This window comes from Clavibacter michiganensis, from assembly GCF_016907085.1.
Taxonomy (GTDB): Bacteria; Actinomycetota; Actinomycetes; order Actinomycetales; family Microbacteriaceae; genus Clavibacter; species Clavibacter michiganensis_O.
Genome location: NZ_JAFBBJ010000001.1, coordinates 3066152 through 3086884, shown reverse-complemented (window position 1 = coordinate 3086884; position 20733 = coordinate 3066152). Strand labels below are relative to the sequence as shown.

Sequence of the window (20733 nt, the reverse complement as noted above, 5' to 3'; positions counted from 1 at the left end):
TCAGTAAGCCCCTACGGGTCGGGTGAGCACACGGAAGGTGCGCCACATGATCATCACGTCGCCGGTCAGAGACCAGTTCTCGACGTAGTACAGGTCGAGCCGGACGCTCTCGTCCCAGCTCAGGTCGCTCCGGCCGTTCACCTGCCACATGCCCGTGAGGCCGGGCTTGATGAACAGACGGCGGTGCACGTGGCTCTCGTAGCCCTGCACCTCGCGGCGCAGCGGCGGGCGCGGGCCCACCAGGCTCATGTCGCCGACGAGGATGTTCCACAGCTGCGGCAGCTCGTCGAGCGAGTAGCGGCGGAGCACGGTGCCCACGCGGGTCACGCGCGGGTCGCTCCGCATCTTGAACAGCGGGCCGGATCCCTCGTTCGCCTCCGCCAGCGCCGCGAGCTCGGCCTCGGCGGTGACCCGCATCGACCGGAACTTGAGCATGTGGAACTCCTGGCCGGACTTCCCCACGCGCTCCTGGCGGAAGATGGCGCCGCCGGGGCTGTCGATGCGGACGATGCACGCGATGACGAGCATCACGGGCGCGAGCACCACCAGCGCGAGGCCGGCCACCGCGATGTCGAGGGCCCGCTTCATCACGTGCTTCCCGCCCTCGAACTGCGGGATCTCCACGTGGATGAGGGGCAGGCCCTCGACCGGGCGGAAGTGGATCCGCGGGCCGGCGACGTCCGTGAGCCGCGACGCGAGCACCAGCTCGATCGACGAGCCCTCGAGCTCCCAGCCGAGCGTGCGGACGGCGTTGCTGCCGGCGCGCGGCTGGCTGGCGACGATGACGGCGTCGGCGGCGGTGCGGGCGGCGGCCGCCGCGACGGATCCGAGGTCGGAGACGACGGGGATCGTGCGCCCGGCGACCTCGAGGCCCGCGATGTGGTCGTCGATCGCGACGCCCACGACCGCGTAGCCCGATGCGGGACGCAGCAGGATCTGCGCGGCCACGTCCTCGACGTCGGCCCGGGATCCCACGACCACCACCCGCGACAGGTGCGCGCCCTGGAGGCGGCGGCGGATGAGCCACTGGCGCCAGGTCCACCGGCTCACGAGCAGCACGACGACGCCGAGCGGGAAGGCGAGCACGACGTAGCCGCGGGCGATGTCGACCTTGAGGAGCAGGAAGCCGATCGCGAGCGCGCCGAACGTGATGGCCGACGCGTTGACGACGCGCTTGTACTCGGAGACGCCGACGCCGACGATGCGGGCGTCGCGGGTGCGGAAGGCGCCGAGCACGGCGATCCAGGCGGCCACCACGACCACCGAGACGATGCCGTAGTCGAGCTGCATCGAGCCGGCGTCGACGGCCGCGTCCCCCGTGCCGAAGCGCGTGAGCTGGGCGACGAGGACGGTGGCGACGATGATCGCCCAGTCGCTCGCGATCAGGCGGGTGCGGTAGTCGCGGGCCCAGCGGCGGCCCGAGGGGACGACGGGGACGGCGGGCGCGACGCCGGATCCGATGATCGGGCGGTGCGCCGAGCGGCGCTCGGTGCGCAGGCGGGTGCGCTCGCCCCGGGTCGCGGGACGGTTCCTCGTGGTGCTCATCGCGTGCCGGGCAGCGCGTCGAGCGGTCGCGGGGTGTCGGAGGGGCGGGTGGGCGCGTTCGGGCGCGGACGGCGGGTACGGTCCAGCGCCGATGACGGGTTCATCGGGTGTGTTCCTGCGTTTCGGGTTACAGGTGGGTGATGCGGGGTGCGACGCGGTCCGGGAAGACCTCGTCCGGTCCACGGCTCCGGGATGGACAGGCTGGGTGGGCCTCGTCCGGGAGCGTCCATCGCGGGTACGACGGGTGAACAGCGGGTGGTGACGGTGGCAATGCTAAACGCACCCTGTGCCCCGTCGCCCCTCCCCCTTCGGGGGACGGATGTCCCCCGCCCCCGTCCGTCCGCGCTCAGCCGGCCGACGCGCCGAGCACCCGGGCGCCGGTGGCCACCCCGCGCAGCGTCGCTACCGCGGCGGGCACCGCGACCGCGACCGTCGCCTGCTGCGCCTGCACCTCGGTCGTCAGCCGCCAGCCGGATCCGAGCACCTTCCGCCCCACGACGTCGAGGCTCGTCCGGTCGTTGCCCGTGGCCTGGGCGAACGCCCCGACCGTGTCGTGGACGGCCGGGTCGCCGGGGCCGCGGGCCCACACGATCGCCCACCTGGGGCTCGAGGCGACGTCGCGCTGGTAGACGTTGCCCGCGGTCGTGATCCCCATCTGCGTGGCCGAGCGCTCGTGCGAGTGGTCCTCCACGGCGAGCAGCGCGTTGCCGGTGCTGCCCTGCATCACGTTGTCCGCGACCTGGATGTCGGTGACGATCCACGTGACCGTCGGGTCCGGCAGCGCCTGCCGCGGGTCGTGGCCCGCCTCCCAGAGGTTCGCCGCGCGCCGGGTGCCCTGCGCGATGTCGACGTCCCGCCTGTTGGCGGAGAACGCGTTGGCCCACACCTGCGCGTGGCCGGAGTCGTCGATCCAGAGGCCCGCGGCGCCGTTGCCCGCCGCGACGTTGTCGACGAACGCGAGCTGAGCCGAGAGCTCGAACACGACGCCGTTGCCCGTGTTCGCCAGCACGTCGTTCCCCGCGACCGTCGCGTCGAACACCGACTCGTCGAACCAGAGGCCGTTGCCGGCGCTGCGGAGGAACGCGCTGTCGACCACGTCCACGTCGCGGCTGCGGGTGATCTTGAACCCGCCCGAGACGGGCGCCCGGTTGAAGCCCTCGGTGTTGTCGTCCGCGACCAGCAGCTGCGAGGCGCGGAGCCGGTCGGCGTAGTTGGCGTGGATCCCGAGCATGCCGTTGCGCGCCGAGGTCACCGCGCGCAGGGTCACGTCCGTGGCCTGGACGGAGAGGCCCGTGGTGGCGGTGTCGGTGATCGCGACGTCCGCGATGGTCACGTCCCGGCCGCTGACCACGACCGCGCCCATGTCGGGCACCGACGGCGCGTACCGGCGGATGCCGATGCCGCGCACGGTGCTGCCGTCGCCGCGGACGGCCAGGGCGCTGACGCGGTCGCTGGCGCGCACGGTCTGGCCGGCCGGATCCGAGCCGAGGTAGAGGCGGTCGGCGGCCGTGTCGACGAAGAACGTGCCGGCGGTCACCTGCCCGAGCGACGCGACCTGGCGCTGCGCCGCCTGGCCGATCCACACCTGGTCGGGGTGCGCGGCCATCGGCCGGGCGGGGTCGACGAACGCCCAGCCCTCGCGCGTGCCGTCCGGCGCGCCGCGCGTGTAGGTGGGGCTCGCGTCGAAGGTCACGTCCCAGCCGGCGGCGTAGCGGGTGGATCCGGACGCGGTCCACGAGGTCAGCGTGCGGCTGCCGTCGAGCCACACCGCCTCGCCCGGGTACGACTGCAGCGTCAGCGCCTTGCCCGCGGGCATCACCACGGTCTCGCGGTAGGTGCCGGCGCGGACGACGATGGTGCGTCCCGACGGCGCCGCGTCGACGGCCTTCTGGATGCTCGCGTACGGGGACGCCTTCGTGCCCGCGCCGGCGTTCGAGCCGGTGGGCGACACGTAGACGCCGTCGGCGGGCGCCGGGTAGGTCGTGGTGCCGACCGGGGCGGCGCCGGATCCCGTACCTGGCCGCGCGTCGCCGCGGGGCACGGTCTGCTCCGGGTCCGACGCGGTCGGCGCGGGGGCGGTCGGGGGCGGAGTCGGGGTCGGAGTCGGAGTCGGCGTCGGCGTCGGCGTCGGCGTCGGCGCTGCGGCCCTCGTCAGCGGCCGGACCGTCACGTCGTCGAACGCGACGGCCTGCGTGGGCGACGACGAGGAGAGGTACGACCAGACGCGGGTCGCGGATCCGGAGACGAGACGGGCGGCGCTCGAGTCGGCCGCGGCCGCCTGCCACGCGGGCACGGCGGCGCCCAGCGGCCAGACCCGGGCGTCCACGGCGACCGCGGACGAGCCCGAGACGCGGGACTGCACGTTGAGCACCTTCCCGGGCACGAGCCCGCGCGCCACGACGACCTCGGCCGCCACGGTGGTCTGCGCGGCCGTGGATCCGTTCACCCGCACGACGGACAGCCGCGCGTCCCCCGCCGGGTCGACGCGGACGCTCGTCTGGTAGTACGACGAGCCGGTCACGCGCTGCTGCAGCCCGGCGTAGACGCCGCCGCCCGCGGCCGGGATCCGCGGCAGCATCACCTTCATCGTCGCCTCGGCGTCCGCGGAGACCGCGGCCGGCAGCGTGGCGGAGACGGAGGCACCGGAGCGCGGCAGGTCGACGACGCCTTGCGTCCCGTTGACCCGGAACGCCGACGGCAGGTCGTACGCGTACGCCGCGGATCCGGGGGCCGTGCCCCAGCCGCCGGTCGCGCTGCGCGTGAACGCGTCCGAGAAGGCGGCGGTGCCGGCGACCATGTCCTGGCCGCCCGCCGCGGTCGCGGGATCCGCGACGACGAGCGCGGCGGGCAGGACGAGCCCGGCGGCGACCGCGAGCGCGATCGCGTGCCGGGGGCGGGCGGAGCGGGACGAGCGAGGCGAGCGTGGCGTGCCGGTCATGGGACGGTCCTTGCGTGAGCGCGACGGCGGATGGCGGTGGATGCCCGTCCGGGGACGGGCTCGTGGTGCCATCCCAGGCTCCGTCCCGGCCGCCCGCCGGTCAGCTCGCGGCGGCCAGTAGTCGTACTCATCCGCCCGCCCGGCGCACTGGTTCCCGCCCTGGCGCCCGCGCCCCGACCACCGGCGCCCGCGCCCGGGGGCGCGGGGACGACCACTGCGGGGGCGCGGGGGCGACCACCCGGGCACGGGGACGACCGGGCCGCGCACGACAGGACGGGCCGACACCCGAGGGGATCGGCCCGTCCTGTCACGCGCGCGGGATCAGCCCACGTCGGCCCCGAGCTCGCGCGCTCCGGTCAGCCAGCCGATGAGACCCGCGACCGCGCCGATGAGCGGCACGGCCACCTGGGTCTCGACGCGGCGCACCTCGTCGGTCAGCCGGAAGCCCGAGCCCACGACGGGGCGCCCGTCGATCGCGAGCGAGGTGCGGTCGTTGCCGGTCGCGGCGCTGAACGCCTGCACGGATCCGTACACGGCCGGGTCCCCGGCGCCGCGGGACCAGATCACGGCCCAGCCGGGGCGGTTCGCGGCGTCCCGCTGGTACACGTTGCCGGAGGTCGTGATGCCCATCTGGCCGGCCGAGCGCTGGTGCGAGTGGTCCTCGACGGCTAGCAGCGCGTTGCCGGTGGATCCCTGCATCACGTTGTTCGCGATGTCGATGTCGGTCACCACCCACGTCACGGTGGGGTCCGGCAGCTTCTGGCGCGGGTCGTGGCCGGGCGTCGAGAGGTTCGACGCGCGGCGCGTGCCCTGCGAGATGTCGATGTTGCGGTCGTTGGCGACGAACGTGTTGTTCCAGATGTCCACGTGGCCGGTGTCGTCGATCCAGACGCCCTCCTCGCCGTTGCGGGCCACCACGTTGTCCACGATCGCGATGGTCGCGGAGAGCTCGAAGGCGACGCCCGATCCGGAGTTGTCCATCACGTCGTTGCCCGAGACGTTCGCGTCGTAGACCGACTCGTCGAACCACAGGCCGTTGCCGGCGTTGCGGAGGATCGCGCTGTCCTTCACGTCCACGTCGCGGCTGCGGGTGATCTTGAACCCGCCGGACACGGGCGCCCGGTTGAAGCGCTCCGTGTTGTTGTCGGCCACCAGCACGCGCGAGGCGCGCAGCCCGTCGGCGTAGTTCGCGTGCATCCCGAGCATGCCGTTCCGGGCGACGGTGAGCGCGGTCGCCTTGGCGCCGGTCGCCGTGATGGAGATGCCCGTCGTGGCGTTGTCGGTGATCACGAGGTTCTCGACCGTGACGTTCCTGGCCTGCACGACGACCGCGCCGAGGTCCGGCACGGAGGGCGCGTAGCGGCGGATCCCGATGCCGCGCACCGTGCTGCCGTCGCCGCGGACGCTGAGCGCCTGCACGAGGTCGCTCGAGCGCACGGTCTGGCTGCCCGGGTCGGATCCGAGGTAGAGGCGGTCCGCCGCGGTGTCGACGAAGAACGTGCCGGCGACGACCCGGTCGCGCGACGCGACCTGCTTCTGCGCCTGCTGCCCGATCCAGACCTGGTCGGGGTGCGCGGCCATCGGGTACGCGGGGTTCACGAACTGCCAGCCGGTCGCGGTGCCGTCGGGCTTGCCGCGCGTGTAGGTGGGGCTCGCGTCGAACGCGACGGTCCAGCCGCTGGCGTAGCGGGCGGATCCGGAGGCCGTCCAGGAGGAGACCTGCCGGCTGCCGTCGAGCCAGACCTTCTCGCCCGGGTACGACTGCAGCGTGAGGGCCTTGCCCTGCGGCATCACCACCGACTCGTGGTAGCTGCCCGCGCGGACGACGACGGTGCGCCCGGCGGGGGCGGCGTCGACGGCCTTCTGGATGGTGGCGTACGGGGACGACTTCGAGCCGGATCCGCCGTTCGAGCCGGTCGGCGCGACGAACACCGCGTCGGAGGGGACGCCGTAGGAGGTGGATCCGACGGGCGCGGAGCCCGCGCCCGTGCGCGCGTCGCCGAGGGAGACGCCCTGCTCGGCGTCGGAGGAGCCGGTGCCCGATCCGGTGCCGGGCGCGGGGGCCGGGGCGGGCGCCGGCGTCGTCGGGGCCGGCGTCGGCGCGGGTGCCGCGGCCGGCGTCGTCAGCGGCCGGACCGCCACGTCGTCGAACGCGATGGCCTGCGGCCCGGAGGACTTCGAGAGGTACGACCACAGGCGCGTGCCCGTGCCCGAGGCGAGGCGGTCGGCGCTCGTGTCCACGGCGGCGGCCTGCCAGCCGGGGACGGCCTGGCCGTCGACCCACGCGCGCGCGTCGATGGCGACCGCGGAGGAGCCGGAGACGCGCGACTGGATGTTCACCACGCGGCCGGGCACGACGCCCCGGGCCACGACGGTGTCGCCGACCACGGTGGCCTGCGCCGCGGTGGACCCGGTGACGCGCACGACCGAGAGCCGCGCGTCGCCCGCGCTGTCGACCCGCACGCTCGACTGGTAGTAGGAGGAGCCGGTCACGCGCTGCTGGACGCCCGCGTACACGCCGTTGCCCTGCGCGGGGACGCGGGGGATCAGCACGCGCACGGTGGTCTCGCTGTCGACGGGGGCGGCGACCGGCACGGCGGCGGACGCGGCGGTGCCGGCCCGGGAGAGGTCGATGACGCCCTGCCCGCCGTTGGCGCGGAACGCGGAGACGCCGTCGTAGGAGTACGCGGCGGTGCCGGCGGCGGCGCCCCAGCCGCCGGTCGCGCTGCGGGTGAAGGAGTCGGAGAAGACGGGGGTTCCCGCGGTGAGGTCCTGCCCCGTCGCGGCGCCCGCGGTCTGCGGGGCGACGAGCGCGGCGGGGACCGCGAGGCCGACGGCGACGGCGAGCGCGACGAGGTGGCGGGCGGGGCGGGGGCGGGACGCGGGTGTGGCGTGCTTCGCGGTCCGCGTGGGGATCGATCGGGTGGATGGGGTGCGGTGGCGCATGCGGGCGGGTCCTCGCTCGGATCGGTCCGTCAGACAGGCTGATGAAAACCCACCAGACAGGTGGGGTTCGTTGAATGTAACCCAGCAACAGCCTGTTGTGCCCCCCGAAAGGAGGTCATGGCCGCCGGGACGGGGGCTCGCCCCCGGATCCAGCGGGATGCCCCCCGTTCGGGTATCCCGCTTCCGCGGCGAGCCGGGTCGCCCGTAAGATCGCCGGAGGTCCACCCGCCCCGCCGCCCCCACCCAGGGCGGCCGACGTACCCGCGTCGCCGGACGAGGAGGACCTCGCCCGGCGTACCCGCACCGGGCTGCACCCGATCCCGCTTCCGCGCGTCCCCGCGCCCGGACGCGGACGACCCGAGACACGTGTGCCATGACCCGAATCGGCTACGCCGCCGGTGCCTTCGACCTCTTCCACGTCGGACACCTCAACATCCTCAAGCACGCCAAGAGCCGGTGCGACTTCCTCATCGCGGGCGTCGTCTCCGACGAGATGCTCGAGCTCAACAAGGGCATCACGCCCGTGGTGCCCCTCGCCGAGCGCCTGGAGATCGTGAGCCACATCAGCTACGTCGACCAGGCCCGCGCGGAGACGCTGCCGGACAAGGTCGACACGTGGCGCGAGGTCGGCTTCGACGTCTTCTTCAAGGGCGACGACTGGCGCGGCACCCCGAAGGGCGAGCGCCTGGAGGCCGAGTTCGCGGCCGTCGGCGTGGAGGTCGTGTACTTCCCGTACACGATGCACACCTCCAGCACGCGGCTGCGGCGCGCGCTCGACATCCTCAGCGGTGTCGGCGCACCGGCCGCGGCCCCCGCGGCGACGCTCGCGCAGCCGGCCGCGCACGGCTCCCCCGCGCTGGTCGGCCGCTAGGCCGCCGGGAGGTCAGCGCGCCAGGCGGTCGGCCGCGCGCTCGGTCGCCTGGATCAGCGCGTCGAGGATCCCCGGCTCGTCGAACGCGTGCCCGGCGTCCGGCACCATCGTGAAGCGCGCCTCGGGCAGCGCCCGATGCAGGTCCCACGCGGTGACGGCCGGCGTGCACATGTCGTAGCGGCCCTGCACGATCTCCGTGGGGATGTCGCGGATGAGGTGCGCGTCGCGGATCAGCTGGCCGTCCTCCATCCAGCCGCCGTGCATGAAGTAGTGGTTCTCGATGCGGGCGAAGGCGAGCGCGTAGGCCGGCTCGGCGAACCGCGCGACCACGTTGGGCTTCGGCAGCAGGGTGATGCCCGAGGCCTCCCAGGTGGACCAGGCGACCGCGGCCGGGCCGTGCACCGCGGGGTCGGGATCCGCGAGCAGGGCCGCGTACGCCGCGATGATCCCGCCGCGCTCCACCCCGGGCACGGGCGCCGTGAACGCCTCCCAGCCGTCGGGGTAGACCATGCCGGCGGAGCCCTCGTAGAACCAGTCGAGCTCCGTCGCGCGCAGCGTGAAGATGCCGCGGAGGATGAGGCCGGTGACGCGGGCCGGGTGCGTCTCGGCGTAGGCGAGCGCGAGGGTCGAGCCCCAGGATCCGCCGAACACGAGCCAGCGCTCCAGCCCCAGGTGCTCGCGCAGCAGCTCGAGGTCGGCCACGAGGTGCCACGTGGTGTTGACGGAGAGATCCGCCTCGGGGGTGGAGACGTGCGGCGTGCTCCGGCCGCAGCCGCGCTGGTCGACGAGCACGATGCGGTAGCGGGCCGGGTCGAACAGGCGCCGGTGCGTCGGGCTGGTGCCGCCGCCGGGCCCGCCGTGCAGGAACACGACGGGGATGCCGTCCGGGTTCCCCGACACCTCCCAGTAGAGGAGCTGCCCGTCCCCCACGTCGAGCATGCCGGTGTCGTGCGGGTCGATCTCGGGGAAGAGGCTCTGCATGCGACGAGCCTACGGGCGCCCGCGGGCGCCGCACCCCCGGACGGGGGTCGGCGCACCGGCCTCCGCCGCGTAGCCTTCCAGGGAGCCGCACGCATCCCACCCGGAGACGAGGACCCATTGCCCGCCCTGCCCGTGAGGCGACCGTCGCCGGGGACCGTCCCCCGCGCGGTGCTGCAGCCGCTGGTGCCCCTCGCCCACGGTGCCGTGGCCGCCGTGGCGCGGCCCACGCTGCGCCTGCACCTGCACCTCTACATGCGCGAGATGGAGGCGGGGATCTTCCCGCAGCACGACGGCGTCTCCGCCGTCACGGGTCCGGATCCCGAACGCGTCCTGTTCATCGGCGACATCGGCGTCGCCGGGTACGGCGTGCTCCTCGCCGGGATGGCGATGCCCGCGCAGGTCGCCTCCCGTCGCACGGCGGTGACGGGCCGCGGCATGGAGTGGGAGAGCATCGCGGCGTACGACATGACCGTGCGCAAGGCCGCCGCCGCCCTCGCCGACCGCGCCGCGGCGCCCCTCGACCTCGCGGTGGTCGCGCTCGGCATCCCCGACGTGCTCGTCGCGACGTCGGTCGAGGAGTGGACCGAGCGGCTGACCGGCATCGTCGCCACCATCCGCGCGCAGGCGGGCGACGGCTGCCGCATCGTCGTCACGGGCATCCCGCCCATGGACAAGTTCCAGCCGATCCCGATGATCGCCCGGAAGCTCCTGCAGGCCCAGGTGTCCCGGCTCAACCGCGCGACGACGCTGCTCGACGACCCGGAGCGCGGCGTGATCCACGCGCCCTACCCCGACATCTCCGGCACGCGCCTGCACGTCCGCGACCGCTTCTCCTACCGCGTGATGCACGCGCACTGGGCCGAGGCGATCGTGCCGTTCCTGGGCGACCCGCAGCCCGTCGACCGCTGACGGGCGCGCGGCCGTAGCCTCGTCGCATGAGCGACTCCCCCGCATCCGACCACGACCTCGCCGACGTCCCCTGGATCCGGGGCACCTGGACCACCCCGCCTGCGGCCGTCCGGATCCACGACGGCGGCATGGACGTGACCGCCCGCGAGGGCAGCGACGCCTGGCGGATCACCTCCTACGGCTTCGTGCACGACACGGAGCACGCCCTCGTCGCGCCGCTGCCGCAGGGGTCGGCCGTGGAGGTGGCGTTCACGCTCGACCTGGCCGAGCAGTTCGACCAGGCCGGCGTCTTCGTGCGGGTCGACGCGGAGACGTGGATCAAGGCGGGCGTCGAGCGCAGCGACGGCGAGGACGGCCTCGGCGCGGTCGTCACGCGCGGCGTCTCCGACTGGTCGCTCGCCCCGGTGCCGGGCTGGTCCGGCCGCCTCGTCACGATCCGCGCGAGCCGCTCCGGCGACGCCCTCACGGTGCGCGCGCGGGTCGACGACGAGCCGTGGCGGCTCGTGCGCGTGGCGCCGCTGGACCCCGACGCCTCCGTGACCGCCGGCCCCTTCTGCTGCGCGCCCACCCGCGCGGGCTTCACGGCCCGCTTCGCGTCGTGGCGCACGGGGCCGGCGGACCAGGCGCTGCACGGCTAGGCGCGCCCGGCCCTACCCCTTCTTCTTCTCGCTCTTCTCCATGCGCGGGGCGGAGCCGTCGGCGATGCGGGCGTCGCGGTACGCGCGCGCCTCGTCCTGGCGGTCCCGCTCCTCGCCGGAGGCGACGGGCGCGCGGACGTGCGCCGCCGTGTAGCCGAACGCGTCCACGAGGTCCTGCGCGTGCGGGCGCAGGCGCGCGACGAGCCGGTCGATGTAGGCCGTCACGGCGCGGGCGCGCGGCGCGCTGAGGCGGCCGTGGATCAGGAACCAGGCCAGGTCCTCCTCGATGAGGCGGAGGCCGAACAGGTCGCGGGTCCAGGTGAGGATGCGACGGGTGCCGTCGTCCATCGCCCGGCCCGTCTCCGACGCGGGATCCAGCGCCTCGGTGAACGCCTCCCACTGCAGCAGCTGCGCGTGCGCGCGGGCCGCCTCGATGAGCGCGTGCTGGTGCCGGTTGAAGAGCGCCGCGGCCTCGGCGGGCGGCATCTTCCGGGTGGCGCGGAGCGCGGTCGCGATCTCGCCGACCATCGTCTCGACGCGACCCGTCAGCAGCGCGCGCTGCGTGTCCGGCTCGCGGAGCTGGCCGACCGAGCGGGCGGTGGATCCGCGGTCCGCGAGCGCCTGCCCGAGCGTCCGCAGGCCGGTCGAGCGCAGCGTGCGATCCGCGGCCTGCTCCACGGCGTACCGCGCGAGCACCCCGAAGTCGGCCTTCGCGAAGCGCTTGTTCACGTCGGTGAGCAGGCGCTTGGCGACGAGCTGCAGGAGGACGGTGTTGTCGCCCTCGAAGGTCGCGTAGACGTCGAGGTCGGCGCGGAGCCCGACGAGCCGGTTCTCGGCGAGGAAGCCCTGGCCGCCGCACGCCTCGCGCGCCTCCTGGATGGTGTCGAGCGCGTGCCACGTGCTGAGCGGCTTGAACGCGGCCGCCAGCGTCTCGAGGTCCTGCCGGTCGGCGTCGGTGTCCGACCTGCCGGAGAACACCGCGTCGAACTGGCCGAGCAGCTTCTCGTGCGCGAAGGACGCGGCGTAGGTCGTCGCGATGCGCGGGATCAGCCGGCGCTGGTGGCGCTGGTAGTCGAGCAGCACCTCCTCGTCGGTGCCGCCCGCGACGAACTGGCGGCGCTGGTTGCCGTAGGTGATCGCGATCTGCAGCGCGATCTTGGCGGCGGAGGTCGCTGCGCCGTCGAGCGAGACGCGGCCCTGCACGAGCGTGCCGAGCATGGTGAAGAAGCGGCGGCCGGGGCTCGAGATCTCGGACGTGTAGGTGCCGTCCTCGGCCACGTCGCCGTAGCGGTTGAGGAGGTTCGCACGCGGCACGCGCACGTGGTCGAAGTGGAGGCGGCCGTTGTCGATCCCGTTGAGACCGCCCTTCAGGCCGTCGTCCTCGCCGCCGACGCCGGGCAGGAACGCGCCGGTCTCGTCGCGGAGCGGCACGTAGAAGCAGTGCACGCCGTGGTTCACGCCCTGCGTGACGAGCTGCGCGAACACCGTGGCCGCGCGGCCGTCGACCGCGGCGTTCCCGAGGTAGTCCTTCCACGCCGCGCGGAACGGGGTGTGCAGGTCGAACTCGCCCGTCTCGGGGTCGTAGGTCGCGGTCGTGCCGATGCTCGCGACGTCGGATCCGTGGCCGGTCTCGGTCATCGCGAAGGCGCCGGGCGTCGCGAGCGTCATGATCCCCGGCAGCAGCTCGCGGTGGTGGCGCTCGGTGCCGAGGTGCATCACCGCGGAGCCGAACAGGCCCCACTGCACGCCGGCCTTGATCTGGAGCGACGGATCCGCGGCCACGAGCTCCTCGAAGCCCGCGATGTTGCCGCCGTGGTCCTCGAGCCCGCCGACGGACACCGGGTAGGCGCGGTGCACGCCGCCGTGCTCGACGAGGATCTTCAGCTGCTCGCGCACGCGCGCCCGGTGCTGGTGCATGTCGAGGCCCTCGACGCGGTGCAGCTCGGGGCGGCTGGTCAGCTCGCGGGACGAGCGGCGGACGTCGGCCCAGCGGCCGAGGAGCACGCTGCCCAGGCCCGCGACGTCGACGCGGGGGCCGGTGCCGGTCCCCGCGTCGCCGTCGGTGCGATCGAGATCGCGCGCGACCTCGGCGTCCACGTCGCCGGCGACCGGGACGCCCGCCTCGCGGAGCGCGCCCTCGGGGGCTGCGCCGTCCCGGCGCGCGCCCTCGTGGAGAGAGCCCTCGTCGGCTGCGCCGCTCTGCGGACCCGCGGCGGGGCCTCGTCCCCTCGTGCCGCGGGTGGTGCGTCCTCGTGCCGCCGTGTCGACCATGGATCCTCCGTGCCGTCGCCTGGACCGGCGTCCCTGCCGGCATCGGCCACGCTATGCACGGATCCCCCGGGTGCCGAAAATCACGTCGCGGGCCTCCAACGTGCTCCCGCGACAGGCGGTCGCGGCTTGTGGGAACCCTCAGCCGCGGGCCGCCCGGGCGACCCGGGCGGCCGTGTCGCGCGTCAGGCGCGGGCGCCGCGCGCGCTCACCCGCTGGGGCACGCCCCACGGGTTCGCGGTGCGCAGCGGCTCGGGCAGCAGCGCGTCCGGGACGCCCTGGAACGCGACGCCGCGGAGCAGCCGGTCGAGCGACGCGGTGCCGACGCTCGTGCCGCGGTCGAGGGTGGTGGCGGGCCAGGGTCCGCCGTGCTGCTGCGCGTCGGTGACGGAGACGCCCGTGGGCCAGGCGTCGACGAGCACGCGGCCGGCGCGGGCGGCGAGCACGCGGATCAGCTCGGCCGCGGCCGCATCGGCCTCGCCCTCGCCGAGGTGGACGCTCGCGGTCAGCTCGCCCGGGAAGGTGCGGGCCGCGAGGGCGGCGAGGTCGGTGCCCGCGGGGTACTCGACCAGGAGCGCGAACGGGCCGAACACCTCGTGGCGGAGCACGTCCTCCGCAGCCTCGAAGTCCGTGAGCGACACGGCGGCGATGGTGGGGGTCACGGATCCGTCCTCGGCGGCGGGCGCGCGGCCCTCCGCGACGAGCCGCACGCCGTCGACCGCGATGGCGGCGGCGCGGCCGCCCGCGTAGCCCTCGGCGATCCTCTGGTTGAGCATGCCGTGCGGGGCGACGGCACCGGCCTCCTCCGCGAGCACGGCGTCGAGGCCGTGGCCCGCGGGGATCAGCACGATGCCGGGCGCGGTGCAGAGCTGCCCGGCGGATCCGGCGGCGCTCGCGACGAGGGCGGACGCGATGTCCTCCCCGCGCTCGGCGGCGGCGCGCTCGGTGATGACGACGGGGTTGACGCTGCCGAGCTCGCCGAAGAACGGGATCGGGTCGGGGCGGGCGGCGGCGACGTCGGCGAGGAAGCGGCCGGCGCGGAGCGATCCCGTGAAGGTGGCGGCGCGGATGCGCGGGTCGCGCAGCATGGCGAGCCCCGCCTCCTCGCCCTCGATGAGCTGCAGCGTGCCCTCGGGCAGGCCGGCCTCGACGAGCGCGGCGGACGCGGCCGCCGCGACGAGGCGCGACAGCTCGGGGTGCCCCGGGTGCGCCTTCGCGACCACCGGGCAGCCGACCGCGAGCGCCGACGCGGTGTCGCCGCCTGCGACGGAGAACGCGAACGGGAAGTTCGACGCCGCGAAGTTGAGGACCGGGCCGACGGGCACGAGGTACCGGCGGATGTCGGGGCGCGGGGCGGGAGCCGCGTCGGGATCGGCGTGGTCGATGCGCGCGTCGAGGTAGCGGCCGTCGCGCACGGCGGCCGCGAGGATCCGCAGCTGCACGGTCGTGCGCGTCAGCTCGCCGGCGAGGCGGCCGGGCGCGAGCGCGGTCTCCCGCTCGGCGACGGGCAGCAGCTCGGGACGGATCGCCTCCAGCGCGTCGGCGACGGCCTCGAGCGCGCGGGCGCGGGCCGCGGGCGCCAGGGCTGCGAGGGGCGCGGCGGCGCGGGCGGCGCGCGCGGCGACGGCGTCCACGGTCGCCTCCACGGACGGGTCGGTGGTCGTGTCGGTCTCGTGCGGGGTCATGTCTCTCCTCGGTGGGGGCTCGCGGTTCAGAACCGGAAGCCGCTCGGGAACGGGTCGGTGGGATCCAGCAGGTACTGTCCCATGCCGGTGATCCACGCGCGCCCGGTGATGGCGGGGACGATCGCGGGCCGGCCGGCGACGGTGGTCTCGCGCAGGATCCGGCCGGTGAAGCGGCTGCCGATGAACGACTCGTTGACGAAGTCGTCGCCCACCGCCAGCTCGCCGCGCGCCCACAGCTCGGCCATGCGCGCGGACGTGCCGGTGCCGCACGGCGAGCGGTCGAACCAGCCGGGGTGGATCGCCATGGCGTGCCGCGAGAGCCGCGCGTCGGATCCCGGCGCGAGGAACTCCACGTGGTGGCAGTGGTCGACCCCGGAGATCTCCGGGTGCGACGGCGCGTCCTGGTCGTTGATGGCGCCCATGATCGCGAGCCCGGCCTGGAGGATCTCCTGCTGTCGTCCCCGGTCGAAGGGCAGCCCCAGCGCGTCGAGCTCGACGACCGCGTAGAAGTTGCCGCCGAACGCGAGGTTGTAGGGCACGGTGCCGTAGCCGGGGACCTCGATGGAGGCGTCGAGCCGCTCCACGTAGGAGGGGACGTTCTCGATCGTGACCGAGGCGGCCCGGCCGTCCTCCACGTCGACGCGCGCGATCACGAGGCCGGCCGGGGTGTCGAGCCGGATCGTGGTGACCGGCTCCTGCACCTCGACGAGCCCGGTCTCCACGAGCACGGTCGCGACGCCGATGGTGCCGTGCCCGCACATCGGCAGGCAGCCGGACACCTCGATGTAGAGGACGCCCCAGTCGCAGTCGTCGCGCGTGGGCGGCTGCAGGATCGCGCCGCTCATCGCCGCGTGGCCGCGCGGCTCCGTCATGAGCAGGAGCCGCAGGTGGTCGAGGTGCTCGATCAGGTGCAGGCGGCGCTCGTTCATGGTGGAGCCGGGGATCACGCCGAAGCCGCTCGTGACGACGCGGGTCGGCATGCCCTCGGTGTGCGAGTCGACGGCGTGGAAGACGCGGGAGGACCTCATCCGTCGATCATCGCCCGGCGAGGTGGTCGAGCGCGCGGCGCGTGTCGCGCGTGACCTGCTCCGCGACGGCGGCGGGCAGCGGCGCGCGCGGCGGACGCGTCGGGCCGCCCGTGCTCTCGCCGGCCACGTCGATCGACAGCTTGATGGCCTGCACGAACTCGGTGCGCGAGTCCCAGCGGAACACGGGCACGAGGTGCTGGTACAGCGCCTTCGCCTCCTCGATGCGGCCGCTGGTCGCGAGCCCGTACAGCTCGACGGCCTCGCGGGGGAACGCGTTCGGGTAGCCGGCGAACCAGCCGACGGCGCCCATGATGAGCGACTCGAGCAGCAGGTCGTCGGCGCCCGCGATGACGTCGAGGCCCGTGAGGTCCTGGATCTCCGTCACGCGCCGGATGTCGCCCGAGAACTCCTTGATCGCCACGACGTTCTCGAGCGCGTCGAGGCGCTGGAGGAGCTGCGGCGTGAGGTCGACCTTGGTGTCGAACGGGTTGTTGTAGGCCATGATCGGCAGGCCCACCTCGTCGACGCGCGCGTAGTGCTCGACGACCTCGTCGTCGCTCGCCCGGTAGATGGTGGGCGGGAGGAGCAGCACGCCGTCGGCGCCGTCCTCGGCCGCGATCTCGGCCCACTTCTTGGCCTGGTGCCAGCCGACGCCGTGCACCCCGGCGACGACGATCCCGCGGTCGCCCACGGTCTCGACCGCGACCTGCACGACCTTGCGGCGCTCCTCGTCGGTGAGCGAGGAGTACTCGCCGAGGGATCCGTTCGGGCCGACGCCGCGGCAGCCGTTCGCCATGAGCCAGTCGCAGTGGGCGGCGTACGCGTCGTAGTCGACGGCGAGGCCGGCGGGGGCCGACGCGTCCTCGCGGAACGGCAGCGTGGTGGCGACGACGACGCCTCCGAGGTCCAGGGCGGGTGCGGTCATGGCAGGTCCTTCCGGTCGGTGGTGCTCAGGGGTGCGGGGGTGGTCGGGGGCGCGTGCTCGCGCGGGTCGTCGGCGCCGGGCGCGGCCGCGGCGAGGGACGGGGGTCCGGCGTCCCGGCGCTCGTAGGCGGCGGCGAGCTCGCCGAGGCGCACGGGCGAGGCGATGGGACGGCGGTCGGATCCGGGGCCGGCCGGTGCGGCGGGTGCGGCTCCGCACGCCGGCGCCTCCGCCGCGAGCAGCTGCTCGACGGTCCGCCCGCAGACGCGACCCTGGCAGATGCCGAGGCCGGCGCGCGTCGCGAGCTTCATGGAGCGGAGGTCGGTGGATGCGGCGGCGCGGGCGGTCGCGCGCAGACGCCCGACGGGCACCTCCTCGCAGCGGCAGGCGAGCGTGTCGTCGCGGAGCCAGCCGGTCCAGCCGGGGCGGATCCCGTGCGCGGCCTCGATGCGCCCGGCCACGTCGTGCGCGACGGCCCGGCGGCGGACGGCGGGGGCGATCGTGGCGTCGGTCGGGGATCCGCCCGCCGCGCAGTGCCCGGCGACCTCGCCCTCCGCGAGCGCCTGGTCCACTCCCCCGATGCCGGTGATCTCGCCCGCGGCGAAGACGCCAGCGGGTCCGGCGCCCTGGTCCGCGTCGACCTCGACGAAGCGGTCGGCGCCGATGCGGCAGCCCGCGGCGATCGGCAGCTCGAGCCGGGGAGTGAAGCCGTGGCCGACGCACACGGCGTCCACGGCGATCCGCCGCTCGGTGCCCGGGATCGGCGCCCACGACGCGTCGAGGCGCTGCACGGTCACGGCCTCGACGCGGTCGGTGCCGTGCGCGGCGACGACCGCGCTGCCGGTCGTGTAGCCGATGCGCTCGCGCGCCAGCACGGAGACGTACCCGGCGAGCTCGGCGGCCTTGTGCGGCGCACGGGCGAGGCCCGCCGGACGCCGCAGCCAGCCGCGGGCGAGCCCCGGCACGCGCGCGGCCTCGTGGATCCCGACCACGCGCGCCCCCGCCTGCACGAGCGACACCGCGACGGGCAGGAGGAAGGGGCCGGCGCCCGCGACGATCACGCGGTCGCCGACGCGCACGCGCTCGCCCTTCGCGAGGGCCTGCGCGGCGCCCGCGGTGAAGACGCCCGGCAGGTCCCAGCCGGGGAAGGGCAGCGTGCGGTCCTGCGCGCCGGTCGCGAGCACGAGCGCGTCCGGGCGGAGAGTCAGGGGCTCGCGGCGGGATCCGTCGACCTGGCCGACGAGCACGTGGACGACGGCGGCGGGCGGCGCGGCGGCGGCATCGGCGGTGTCCGCGGCGGCGCTCGCGTCCGGCGCCGGCCGCTCGATCGCCCACACCTGCGCGCCCGTCACGATCGCGCAGCCGTCGTCGGCGGCGAGCCGGGAACGGAGCGCGGTGAACGCGTCCCAGCCGTGGTGCAGGATGCGCTCGCGCGCCGCCGGCCGCGACTCCGGCAGGTGCCGCCAGTACTGGCCGCCCAGCTCGTCGGTCGCGTCGAGCAGCGTGACCCGCGCCCCGCGTCCGCGCGCGGCGACCGCGGCGGCGAGCCCGGCCGGGCCCGCGCCGACGACGACGACGTGGCGCCGGTCGTCCGCGGCGCTCACGACGCCTCCCCCGCGCGCTCGGCCGATCCGGCGTCGGGCACGGTCGCACCCGGCCCGGTCTCCACCACGTCGCCCTCGACGGCGCGGCGCTGGCAGGCGCGCACGTCGGGCAGACCGTTCACGGTGACGGTGCAGTCGAAGCACACGCCGATCCCGCAGAAGACGCCCCGCGGACGGCCCGCGCTCGCGGTCGTGCGCCAGGCGAGCGTGCCGGAGGCGAGCAGGGCGCCCGCGATGGTCTGGCCGCGGACGCCCTCGACGGGATCCCCGTCCACGGTGAAGCGCACGGCCGCGGCCGGCTCCGGGCGGATCGGGTCCCGCGCCGGATCCACGCGCCGCGGCGTCACGCGCGCACCCCGGCGGCGTCGGTCGGCATCGCGGCGTCGGGCATGCGCAGCCCGAGCGAGGCGCGCGCCACGGAGAAGGGCCGCACGTCGAGCGGGGTCGCCTCGCCCGTCATCTGCGCGGCGATGAGGTCGGCCGTCGCGATCGACAGCCCGATGCCGGCACCCTCGTGCCCGCTCGCGTGCCAGAGGCCGGGCAGCCGCGGATCCGGTCCGACGACGGGCAGGTGGTCGGGCAGGTACGGGCGGAAGCCGCCGTACGAGCGCATCGCGTTCGCCTCCACGAGGAAGGGGAAGAGCCGCACGGCCTTCGCGGCGAGCTCCTCGAGCACGGCCACGCGCAGCGAGGCGTCGAAGCCCACGCGCTCGCGGCTGGATCCGATGAGCACGGTCCCCGACGGCGTCGACTCCACGACGCCCGAGGTCTGCAGCGCGCCGTCGCCGGATCCGACCGCGCCCACGTAGTCGCCGTCGTAGACCTTGTGCCGGATGCGGTGCGGCATGCGCGTCGTGACGAGCACGACGCCGCGCCGCGGCAGCACCGGCAGCTCGACGCCGAGGGCGCGCGCCACCTCGCCCGACCACGGGCCGGCGGCGATCAGCACGTCGTCCGCCGCGATGTCGCCCGCGCTCGTGCGCACGCCGCGGAGAGCGCCGTGCGCGTCGAGGATCGGGCCGGTCACCTCGACGCCCGTCCGCACGACCGCGCCTGCCCGCCGGGCCGACGCGGCGAGGGCCTCGGTCGCGATGGCGGGCTGCACCTGCGCGTCCTCGGGGTAGTGCACGGCCGCGGTGATCGCCGGGTTCAGCCACGGCTCGAGCTCGAGCGCCCGGCGCACGTCGACGGGGATCGCGTCGACGCCCGCGGAGCGCTGGTTGGCGGCGAAGGCGAGGAGCGGATCCGCGCCCTCGTCCGTGGTCGTCACGACGAGCCCGCCCTTGGGCTCGTACTCGATGGAGGGCAGCGCGTCGCCCAGCTCGTCCGCGAGCTCCGCGGCGACCTCGGGCCAGCGGCGGGCGGCCAGCTGCGCGAGCTCGAGCTCCGCGCCCGGGCCCTTGTCGGAGACGAGGATGTTGCCCTCGCCCTGCGCGCTCGTGCCGGAGGCGACCGCGGCGCGCTCGACGACCGTGACGCGGATCCCCGCCCGGGCGAGCGAGCGGGCGCACGCCGCGCCCACGATGCCCCCGCCGACGACGACCACGTGACGCGTCATGGTGTCCCTGCTCTCACGGGTGGATGCGCCTCGGGAGGCGGAGTGGCGGTCGGCGGTGACAGTAATATGTCACACATCGTGCGGGAGGGGAAGCCCGGCCCGCGTTGGGCGGATCAGGCGACGGGATCCGCGTGCACGGGTTCCGCGACGCCCGTGGCCTCGTCCTCGCCGCGTCCCGCCCACCACCCGGTGGCGTGGCGGATGTGCCGCACCATCAGCTGGTGGGACCCCGGGCCGTCACCGGCGACGAGCGCCCGCAGCAGCTCGTGGTGCTCGGCCGCGGACGCGTCGAGCATCGCGCTCTCCTTCATCGACGCGAGTCCGACGAGGCGCGTGCGCGAGCGGAGGTCGGCGATGGCGTCCGTGAGCACGGGGTTGCCGAGCATGCGCGTCAGGGAGAGGTGGAACTCCTGGTCGGCCTCGAGGTACGCGCGGAGGTCCCCGTCGCGCGCGCCCTGTTCGATGCGGTCGGCGAGCGCCTCGAGGCCCGGGAGCGCGCCGTCGGGCAGCCGCCCGGCGAGCCGCTCCATGGCCGGCGCCTCGAGGAGCTGGCGCACCTGCACCAGGTGACCGAGCTCCTCGTCGCTCACGGCGGTGACGCGGAATCCCTTGTTGCGGACCGTCTCCACGAACCCGCGCTTCTCCAGCTCGAGCACCGCCTCGCGGACGGGCGTGGCCGAGACGTCGAAGCGCACGGCGAGCGTGGGCACGGTGATGAGCGTGCCCGGTTCCAGCTCGCCGGACACGATGGCCGCGGACAGGGCCTGGTGCACGTGCTCGCGCAGGCTCTCGCGCGGGGGTGCGGGTCGCAGTGCGGAGAGGCTCATGCGGATCCTCCTC

At 75.2% G+C, this 20733-nt stretch carries 15 protein-coding genes; 3 read left to right on the top strand and 12 right to left on the bottom strand.

All coding sequences use genetic code 11. From position 1 onward, the window contains the following. The 3 genes from JOE38_RS14625 to JOE38_RS15975 form a co-directional block, all read right to left on the bottom strand. The gene (locus tag JOE38_RS14625) at nucleotides 1-1545 is read right to left on the bottom strand and encodes a sugar transferase (RefSeq protein ID WP_204576928.1); all 1545 of its coding nucleotides are present in this window, start codon (nucleotides 1543-1545) and stop codon (nucleotides 1-3) included. Between the two features lie 346 nt (nucleotides 1546-1891). Continuing rightward, nucleotides 1892-4483, bottom strand: coding sequence for a right-handed parallel beta-helix repeat-containing protein (locus JOE38_RS14620; RefSeq protein WP_204576927.1), 2592 nt, complete (start codon nucleotides 4481-4483; stop codon nucleotides 1892-1894). Between the two features lie 321 nt (nucleotides 4484-4804). Beyond that, nucleotides 4805-7429: a right-handed parallel beta-helix repeat-containing protein gene (locus JOE38_RS15975; RefSeq protein WP_204576926.1), complete on the bottom strand. Its 2625-nt coding sequence runs from the start codon at nucleotides 7427-7429 to the stop codon at nucleotides 4805-4807. Nucleotides 7430-7802: 373 nt separating this feature from the next. Between JOE38_RS15975 and JOE38_RS14610 the strand changes: the two genes are divergently transcribed. Further along, the gene (locus tag JOE38_RS14610; protein ID WP_012037503.1) at nucleotides 7803-8300 is read left to right on the top strand and encodes an adenylyltransferase/cytidyltransferase family protein; all 498 of its coding nucleotides are present in this window, start codon (nucleotides 7803-7805) and stop codon (nucleotides 8298-8300) included. A 12-nt stretch (nucleotides 8301-8312) separates the two neighbouring features. Here JOE38_RS14610 and pip read toward each other — a convergent pair whose 3' ends face one another. Next, the gene (gene pip, locus JOE38_RS14605) at nucleotides 8313-9281 is read right to left on the bottom strand and encodes a prolyl aminopeptidase (protein WP_204576925.1); all 969 of its coding nucleotides are present in this window, start codon (nucleotides 9279-9281) and stop codon (nucleotides 8313-8315) included. A 168-nt stretch (nucleotides 9282-9449) separates the two neighbouring features. Between pip and JOE38_RS14600 the strand changes: the two genes are divergently transcribed. Then, entirely contained in the window at nucleotides 9450-10190 is a 741-nt protein-coding gene (locus JOE38_RS14600; protein ID WP_307838894.1) for an esterase, read from the top strand. A gap of 26 nt (nucleotides 10191-10216) precedes the next feature. Further along, nucleotides 10217-10828, top strand: coding sequence for a DUF1349 domain-containing protein (locus tag JOE38_RS14595; RefSeq protein WP_204576923.1), 612 nt, complete (start codon nucleotides 10217-10219; stop codon nucleotides 10826-10828). A 12-nt stretch (nucleotides 10829-10840) separates the two neighbouring features. On the opposite strand, the gene JOE38_RS14590 is transcribed toward JOE38_RS14595, so the two are convergent. The 8 genes from JOE38_RS14590 to JOE38_RS14555 all read right to left on the bottom strand — a co-directional run bounded on the left by JOE38_RS14590 (nucleotide 10841) and on the right by JOE38_RS14555 (nucleotide 20720). Next, the gene (locus JOE38_RS14590) at nucleotides 10841-13099 is read right to left on the bottom strand and encodes an acyl-CoA dehydrogenase family protein (RefSeq protein ID WP_204576922.1); all 2259 of its coding nucleotides are present in this window, start codon (nucleotides 13097-13099) and stop codon (nucleotides 10841-10843) included. A gap of 182 nt (nucleotides 13100-13281) precedes the next feature. After that, entirely contained in the window at nucleotides 13282-14781 is a 1500-nt protein-coding gene (locus tag JOE38_RS14585) for an aldehyde dehydrogenase (NADP(+)) (protein ID WP_204576921.1), read from the bottom strand. Between the two features lie 26 nt (nucleotides 14782-14807). Beyond that, a complete protein-coding gene (locus JOE38_RS14580; RefSeq protein WP_204576920.1) occupies nucleotides 14808-15809 on the bottom strand; it encodes a proline racemase family protein in 1002 nt (333 codons plus the stop codon). 7 nt (nucleotides 15810-15816) lie between these two features. Beyond that, complete coding sequence (locus JOE38_RS14575) at nucleotides 15817-16734, bottom strand: dihydrodipicolinate synthase family protein (RefSeq protein ID WP_194665826.1); 918 nt, start codon at nucleotides 16732-16734, stop codon at nucleotides 15817-15819. Further along, nucleotides 16731-18335: an FAD-dependent oxidoreductase gene (locus JOE38_RS14570; RefSeq protein WP_204576919.1), complete on the bottom strand. Its 1605-nt coding sequence runs from the start codon at nucleotides 18333-18335 to the stop codon at nucleotides 16731-16733. The genes JOE38_RS14575 and JOE38_RS14570 overlap by 4 nt, the downstream gene beginning before the upstream one ends. Then, nucleotides 18332-18682 (bottom strand): (2Fe-2S)-binding protein, encoded by a 351-nt coding sequence (locus tag JOE38_RS14565; RefSeq protein ID WP_204576918.1) that lies wholly within the window; start codon nucleotides 18680-18682, stop codon nucleotides 18332-18334. Before JOE38_RS14565 ends, JOE38_RS14570 begins: the two co-directional genes overlap by 4 nt. After that, nucleotides 18679-19959 (bottom strand): NAD(P)/FAD-dependent oxidoreductase, encoded by a 1281-nt coding sequence (locus tag JOE38_RS14560; RefSeq protein WP_374191172.1) that lies wholly within the window; start codon nucleotides 19957-19959, stop codon nucleotides 18679-18681. The genes JOE38_RS14565 and JOE38_RS14560 overlap by 4 nt, the downstream gene beginning before the upstream one ends. 47 nt (nucleotides 19960-20006) lie before the next feature. Continuing rightward, nucleotides 20007-20720, bottom strand: a complete 714-nt coding sequence (locus tag JOE38_RS14555) for a GntR family transcriptional regulator (RefSeq protein ID WP_204576916.1) — start codon at nucleotides 20718-20720, stop codon at nucleotides 20007-20009. Between the last annotated feature and the right edge of the window lie 13 nt (nucleotides 20721-20733).